The organism is Nonomuraea sp. NPDC049421 (assembly GCF_040677005.1).
Classification (GTDB): domain Bacteria; phylum Actinomycetota; class Actinomycetes; order Streptosporangiales; family Streptosporangiaceae; genus Nonomuraea; species Nonomuraea salmonea.
This window is the reverse complement of record NZ_JBFAQA010000015.1, coordinates 230,759-237,048: the sequence shown is the minus strand read 5'-3', so window position 1 is coordinate 237,048 and position 6,290 is coordinate 230,759. Positions and strand designations below refer to the sequence as shown.

Here is a 6,290-nt window from a genome sequence, read left to right as displayed (position 1 = left end):
GGCTGTGCCGGCGAAGGCATCACATGATCGTCCAGATAGACATAGAGTGCCGTCAGAAGGGCGTCCAGCTCAGTCTTCACAAACCGATCTTGGACGCCCTTCGCTGTGCCCGCAGACGATCAGCGAATTTCACATCAACGATCTAGTCGTTGTCGACGATGCGCGCCCCCAGCGGGAGGAGGGAGACCGGGATGAGCTTGATGTTCGCGACGCCCATCGGGATGCCGATGATGGAGATGAACAGCGGGATCGACGTCACCACGTGACCGATGGCCAGCCAGATGCCGGCGAAGATGAGCCAGATGACGTTGCCGATGGCCGAGAACGCGCCCGCGTCCGGGTCGCGCACGACCGTCCTGCCGAACGGCCACAGCGCGTACGCGGCGATCCTGAACGAGGCGATGCCGAACGGGATCGTGACGATGAGGATGCAGCAGATGATCCCGGCCGCGACATAACCGAGTGCCAGCCAGAAACCCGCGAACACCAGCCAGATGACGTTCAAGATTGTGCGCATGCTCACAGGATGTCATCGATCATGCCGGGCGCGTATCCGGAATGACCCTGACTCATCCCCTGGGCGCGCGGCCCTTTCCCGGGGGTCCGGCGAACGCCTGGGCGATCTCCATCCAGGCCCGCGCGGGCTCGCCGGCCAGTTCCAGGCCGGTGTCGGACAGGTGGGCGCGCTGGGTGACGGCCAGGCAGAAGCCGAGCAGGGTCCCGCGTACGGACGAGGGCGCGTCCTCGGGGCCCGCCGTCCAGGCGCCGCCGCCGGGCATCGCCAGCTCCACGCGTACGGGCTCGTCCGGCACGGGCAGGCCGCGGACGGCGAAGCTGAACGGCCTGGCGCGGAAGCCCAGCATGGCGACGTGCCGCAGCCGGTCGGTCGGCTCCCTGACGACGCCCAGCGCGTCGGCGACGTCCTGGCCGTGCGCCCACGTCTCCATCAGGCGGGCGGTGACGAACGAGGCGGCCGACATCGGCGGCCCGAACCACGGCACCCGCTCGCGCGCCCCCAGCCCCGCGAACACCTCTAGCGACCGCCCCCTGGCCGCGTCGAACCAGGCCAGCAGCTCGGCGGGCGGCATGCCCCGCGACTCGGCGGCGAGGTCGTCCACCGAACCGGCGCCCGCCGACAGCGCGGCGAAGGCGCCGGGATCGGTGGCGGCCAGCACGGCCGCGTCGTCGAACCACGCCAGGTGGCTCACCTGGTCGCGCACCGCCCACCCCTCGGCGGGGGTGGGCCGCTCCCACTCCGCGTCGTCAGGGGAGGGCAGCAGCGCGCGCAGCGCGTCGGTCTCGGCACGCAGGTCACCGATCAGCTCGGCCATGAGGTCCATAATGCAAGCGTGATCTGTGACAGCTGCAAGGACAAGCGCCACGGCGACTGCCGGGGCGGCTCCTGGTGCGACTGCCAGCATCGGGTCATGTCCCGCCCTGATCAGGACGCGACTGAGGAGCTCACCGGGGAGCTCACCGGGGAGCTCACCGGGGAGCCCACCGGGGAGCCCACCGGGGAGCTCGGCGAGAGCGCTTCTGAGCCGGCCGTCAACTGGCAGCGGCAGGGATGAGACGACTCGGGGGACGAGGGGACACTATCCCACACTCTGGACCCCGTCTTGGACATCTCGGACAGCGAGAGTACTCTCGAACCATGCCAGCGGACCCCATGCTCGTCGGTCGACGCCACGTCGACCTCCAGCGTGTCCGCAGTGCCATCTGTTGCGACGCCCGCTAACCGACATCTGTTTTTTCCGCTGAGCGCGTCGCACTTCTCCTCTCCAGCCCTGCCCTCGCCGACGAGGCAGGAGGAACGTTGCGCGCGCCCATGATCAGAAGGACGCGCAATGAGCACCCCTGCCAGCCGCACTCCTGCCAGCCGGCACCACAAACGCCCGCGCGGCGAAGGCCAGTGGGCCCTCGGTTACCGTGAGCCGCTCAACAAGAACGAAGAGAACAAGAAGAACGACGACGGGCTCAACGTCCGGCAGCGGATCATCGACATCTACTCCAAGCGGGGCTTCGACTCGATCGACCCGGCCGACCTGCGCGGACGCATGCGCTGGTACGGCCTTTACACCCAGCGCAAGCCCGGCATCGACGGCGGCAAGACCGCCATCCTGGACCCGGAGGAGCTGGACGACCGCTACTTCATGCTCCGGGTGCGCATCGACGGCGGCCAGCTCGACCTGGCCCAGCTGCGTACGATCGCCGACATCGCCAACGAGTACGCCCGCGGCACCGCCGACATCACCGACCGCCAGAACATCCAGCTGCACTGGGTGGAGATCGAGTCGGTGCCCGACATCTGGGAGCGGCTGGAGGCCGTCGGCCTGTCCACCACCGAGGCGTGCGGCGACACCCCGCGCGTGATCATGGGCTGTCCGCTGGCGGGCATCGACTCCGACGAGGTGCTCGACGCCAGCGACCAGATCAAGGAGATCTACGACCGGGTCGTCGGCAACCCGGCCTACTCCAACCTGCCGCGCAAGTTCAAGACCGCGCTCAGCGGCTGCCCGGCCCACTGCACCGTGCACGAGATCAACGACGTGGCGTTCGTCGGCGTGGTCAACGAGCGCGGCGAGGCCGGCTACGACCTGTGGGTCGGCGGCGGGCTGTCCACCAACCCGATGCTGGGCAAGCGGCTCGGCGTGTTCGTCAGCCCCGAGAAGGTGGCCGACGTGCACGAGGGCGTCGTCGGCATCTTCCGCGACTACGGCTACCGGCGGCTGCGCCACAGGGCCAGGATCAAGTTCCTGGTCAACGACTGGGGGCCGGAGAAGTTCAGGGAGATCCTGGAGACCGAGTACCTCAAGGAGGCGCTGCCCGACGGGCCCGCGCCCGAGCAGCCGCGCGGCAGCCGGCGTGACCACGTCGGCGTCTTCCCGCAGAAGGACGGCAACTTCTACGTCGGCTTCGCGCCCAAGGTGGGCCGGGTCGACGGCGACAAGCTGCGGGTCATCGCCGACATCGCCGAGCGGCACGGCTCCGACCGGGTGCGCACCACCGTCGAGCAGAAGATGGTCATCCTCGACGTCGCGCCCGAACGGGTCGAGTCCGTCGTGGCCGAGCTGGAGGCCAACGACCTGCAGGTCAACCCGTCCACGTTCCGCCGCCAGACGATGGCCTGCACCGGCATCGAATACTGCAAGCTCGCCATCGTCGAGACCAAGGCCACCGCGATGGACCTGATCGACGAGCTGGAACGGCGCCTGCCCGACTTCGACCAGCCGCTGACCATCAACGTCAACGGCTGCCCCAACTCCTGCGCCCGCATCCAGGTCGCCGACATCGGCCTGAAGGGCCAGCTCGTCGTGGACGAGAACGGCGACCAGGTCGAGGGCTTCCAGATCCACCTGGGCGGCTCGCTCGGCGTCAACGCGGGCTTCGGCAGGAAGGTACGCGGGCTCAAGACCACCGCCAAGGCACTGCCCGACTACGTGACACGCGTCGTGTCCAACTACGACAGCCAGAAGAAGGAAGGCGAGTCGTTCGCCGACTGGGTCCAGCGAGCAGACGAGGCCGACCTGAAATGACCGAACGAGCGGTTCCCTTCCACTGCCCCTACTGCGGTGACGAGGACCTCGAGCCCTATGAGCCCGCCGAATCTCACGCGGGCGAGCGCGGGGCGTCCGGGGCGGGAACGGGCGGCGGCTGGTACTGCCGCGCCTGCGCTCGTGCCTTCAAGCTCAAATTCCTGGGGATCGGAGTGAAGATATGACGCTCGTCGACATCGAGGTGGGGCTGAGAGATCAGCGCGGCGTGCTCGACCTGCAGGACATCGTCGAGTCCGCCGCCAAGTTCCTCGAAGGCGCCCCCGCGCGGGAGATCATCCGGTGGGCGGCCGCGACGTTCGGCGACCGGCTGTGCCTGACCTCCTCGATGAGCGACGCGCTGCTCATCGACCTGGTGAGCAGGGTCAAGCCCGGCGTCGACGTCCTGTTCATCGACACCGGCTACCACTTCGCCGAGACCATCGGCACCCGCGACGCGGTGCGCCAGGTCTACGACGTCAACGTGATCGACATCAAGCCGTCGCGCACGGTCGAGGAGCAGGACCGCGACCTCGGGCCGCGGCTGTTCGGCCGCAACCCCGACCTGTGCTGCTACCTGCGCAAGGTCGAGCCGCTCAACCGGGCGCTCGAGCCGTACCTCGCGTGGATCTCCGGCATCCGCCGCGACGAGTCGCCCAGCAGGACCGGCACCAAGGTCGTGGAGTGGGACGCCAAGCGGCAGATGGTGAAGGTCAACCCGATCGCCGCCTGGACGCAGGAGGACGTCGACAACTACATCGCCGACAACGGGGTGCTGATCAACCCGTTGCACTACGACAACTACCCCTCGATCGGCTGCGCGCCGTGCACGCGGCAGGTCGCGGAGGGAGAGGATCCGCGCAGCGGACGCTGGGCGGGCCTGGGGAAGGTCGAATGCGGCATTCACCTGTGATCCCCAGCGGGGGACCCGTCCCGTTGGCAGGCGGGGCGGCCCCCGGCCGCGTGCCACTGGTGGCGGTGGCCCACGGGTCTCGTGACCCGCGCGCCGCCGCCACCGTGGCCGCGTTGCTCGACCAGGTGCCGCTGGACGTGCGGGTGGCGTACCTCGATCACTGCGCGCCCTCGCTCGGGCAGGCGCTCGGCGGGCTGCGGGCGGCCGTGGTGCTGCCGCTGCTGCTCACCGAGGCGTACCACAGCCGGGTCGACCTGCCCGCGGCGCTCAACGAGGCCCGGGCGCGCGATCCGCTGCTGCGGGTCAGCTACGGGAGCACGCTGGGCCCGCATCCGCTGCTGCTGTCCGCGCTGGAGCGGCGGCTCGGCGAGGCGGGCGTGCCGGCGGGCGACCCCGGGACGGCGGTGGTGCTGGTGTCGGCCGGCTCCAGCGACGCCAGGGCCAACGCCGTGGTGGCGGAGACGGCGCGGGTGTGGCGGCGGTCCGGCTGGTGGACCGTGACACCCGCTTACGCCTCCGCGGCGCGCCCCACGCCGGCGCAGGCGGTGACCGCCCTCAGACGGGCCGGCGCCCCGCGCGTGGTCGTGGCCCCGTACCTGCTTGCTCCCGGCTTCTTCGCCGACAAGGTCCGCCACGAAAGCCTGGAGGCCGGCGCCGACGCGGTAGCCGACGTCCTTGGCCCAGCCCCAGAACTGGTCGAGATCCTCCTCGAACGCTACAAAACCGCCTTGACCCAACCAACCGCCCTAGCCGTCTGACCTTCGAGGCCACCCTTATAGGGAACGCCAACCCCACGACCGCACACCCCCTACGACCGAAAGGTGGCCCGAGCAGGGGCCGCCCCTCCCCATGGGGACGCCAATCCCCACGGCCGCACGCTCCCTCTACAGCCGGAAGGCGGCCGGGACAGGGGCCTTTGGCGGAGGCCACCCCTCCCACCCAAAGGACGCCGGCCACCTAGCTCCGGAAAGTGACAAGGGCGGGGGTCAGTAGCCGGGGTGGCGGTTGTCGTCGCGGAGTTGGCGGCGGAGTTCGCGGCCCTCGGCGCGGACCTGGCGGCTCAGCTCGCGCCAGTCCTCGCCGTGGAGCTGGCGCCAGTGCTCGCGCCAGGCCGAGAAGCCGCGCCTGAGCGGCTTGGCCTGCGAGTCGCCGACCACCTTGACGTCGCCCATCACGGCGTACGCCTGCACGCGCACCACGGGGACGTTCGCCCCGGACAACGCCTGGTCGACCTTGACCTTCTTGTCGCCCATGATGGCCATGCCGTCGAGGTCCACGCTCACGCCGTCGGGGACGATGATCTTCACGTCGCCCATCACCGCGACGGCCATGATCTCGACCTTGTCGGTCCGCACCTCGGCCTCGCGCAGGTCGAGCACGACGTCGCCCATCACCGCGACCGCGCCGAGCTCCTGGTCGATGCGCCAGGTGCCGTGCCGCTTGGAGTCGCCCATGACGGCCACGAACCAGCGCCGCTTCCTGCCTTGGGGCTGCACGGGCGCGGGCGCGGGCGCGGCGGCGCCCGACGGCAGGTCCTGGGTGAGCAGGGCCAGCTCGGCGTGCGTGGTGGCCGTATAGGCGGCTTCGGTACGGTCCGTCAGCTCCGCGAGGGTGAGACGCCCCTCGACCGAGGCGACGCGTAGCTGCTCGACGACGGCCTCGCGCTCGGCATCGGACGCGCGGAGCTCACCGGGATCAGTCATACTCGCAACATATCGCGTCTTGCCCTCGATGCTCCTCCTCCCTGCGGAGGAATACCTTGATACCCCGAAACATGCACATTTCGGATGAGAAGTGAACCGGTCCATGGGCGGGGCACGTATCACGCGATGACACGGACCCCG

At 69.7% G+C, this 6,290-nt stretch carries 8 protein-coding genes; 5 read left to right on the top strand and 3 right to left on the bottom strand.

What is annotated here, in order from left to right; genetic code table 11:
* Window positions 1–142: 142 nt before the first annotated feature.
* A complete protein-coding gene (locus AB0K18_RS26040; RefSeq protein WP_364918808.1) occupies window positions 143–517 on the bottom strand; it encodes a YccF domain-containing protein in 375 nt (124 codons plus the stop codon).
* A 52-nt stretch (window positions 518–569) separates the two neighbouring features.
* Window positions 570–1,331, bottom strand: a complete 762-nt coding sequence (locus AB0K18_RS26035) for a TIGR03084 family metal-binding protein (protein ID WP_364918806.1) — start codon at window positions 1,329–1,331, stop codon at window positions 570–572.
* Window positions 1,332–1,349: 18 nt separating this feature from the next.
* On the opposite strand from AB0K18_RS26035, the gene AB0K18_RS26030 reads away from it, so the two are divergent.
* From AB0K18_RS26030 to AB0K18_RS26010, 5 genes are all read left to right on the top strand, one after another.
* A complete protein-coding gene (locus AB0K18_RS26030) occupies window positions 1,350–1,571 on the top strand; it encodes a hypothetical protein (protein WP_364918804.1) in 222 nt (73 codons plus the stop codon).
* Window positions 1,568–1,738 carry a putative leader peptide gene (locus AB0K18_RS26025; protein WP_364918802.1) on the top strand — a complete coding sequence of 57 codons (171 nt, stop codon included), beginning with the start codon at window positions 1,568–1,570 and terminating at the stop codon, window positions 1,736–1,738. Before AB0K18_RS26030 ends, AB0K18_RS26025 begins: the two co-directional genes overlap by 4 nt.
* Before the next feature lie 109 nt (window positions 1,739–1,847).
* Entirely contained in the window at window positions 1,848–3,536 is a 1,689-nt protein-coding gene (locus AB0K18_RS26020; RefSeq protein ID WP_364918800.1) for a nitrite/sulfite reductase, read from the top strand.
* Window positions 3,537–3,717: 181 nt separating this feature from the next.
* Window positions 3,718–4,446 (top strand): phosphoadenylyl-sulfate reductase, encoded by a 729-nt coding sequence (locus AB0K18_RS26015; protein WP_345387240.1) that lies wholly within the window; start codon window positions 3,718–3,720, stop codon window positions 4,444–4,446.
* Window positions 4,447–4,469: 23 nt separating this feature from the next.
* Window positions 4,470–5,204, top strand: a complete 735-nt coding sequence (locus tag AB0K18_RS26010) for a sirohydrochlorin chelatase (protein WP_364918797.1) — start codon at window positions 4,470–4,472, stop codon at window positions 5,202–5,204.
* Window positions 5,205–5,432: 228 nt separating this feature from the next.
* Here the strand turns inward: AB0K18_RS26010 and AB0K18_RS26005 are convergent, their stop codons facing one another.
* Window positions 5,433–6,149: a DUF1707 domain-containing protein gene (locus AB0K18_RS26005; protein WP_364918794.1), complete on the bottom strand. Its 717-nt coding sequence runs from the start codon at window positions 6,147–6,149 to the stop codon at window positions 5,433–5,435.
* Between the last annotated feature and the right edge of the window lie 141 nt (window positions 6,150–6,290).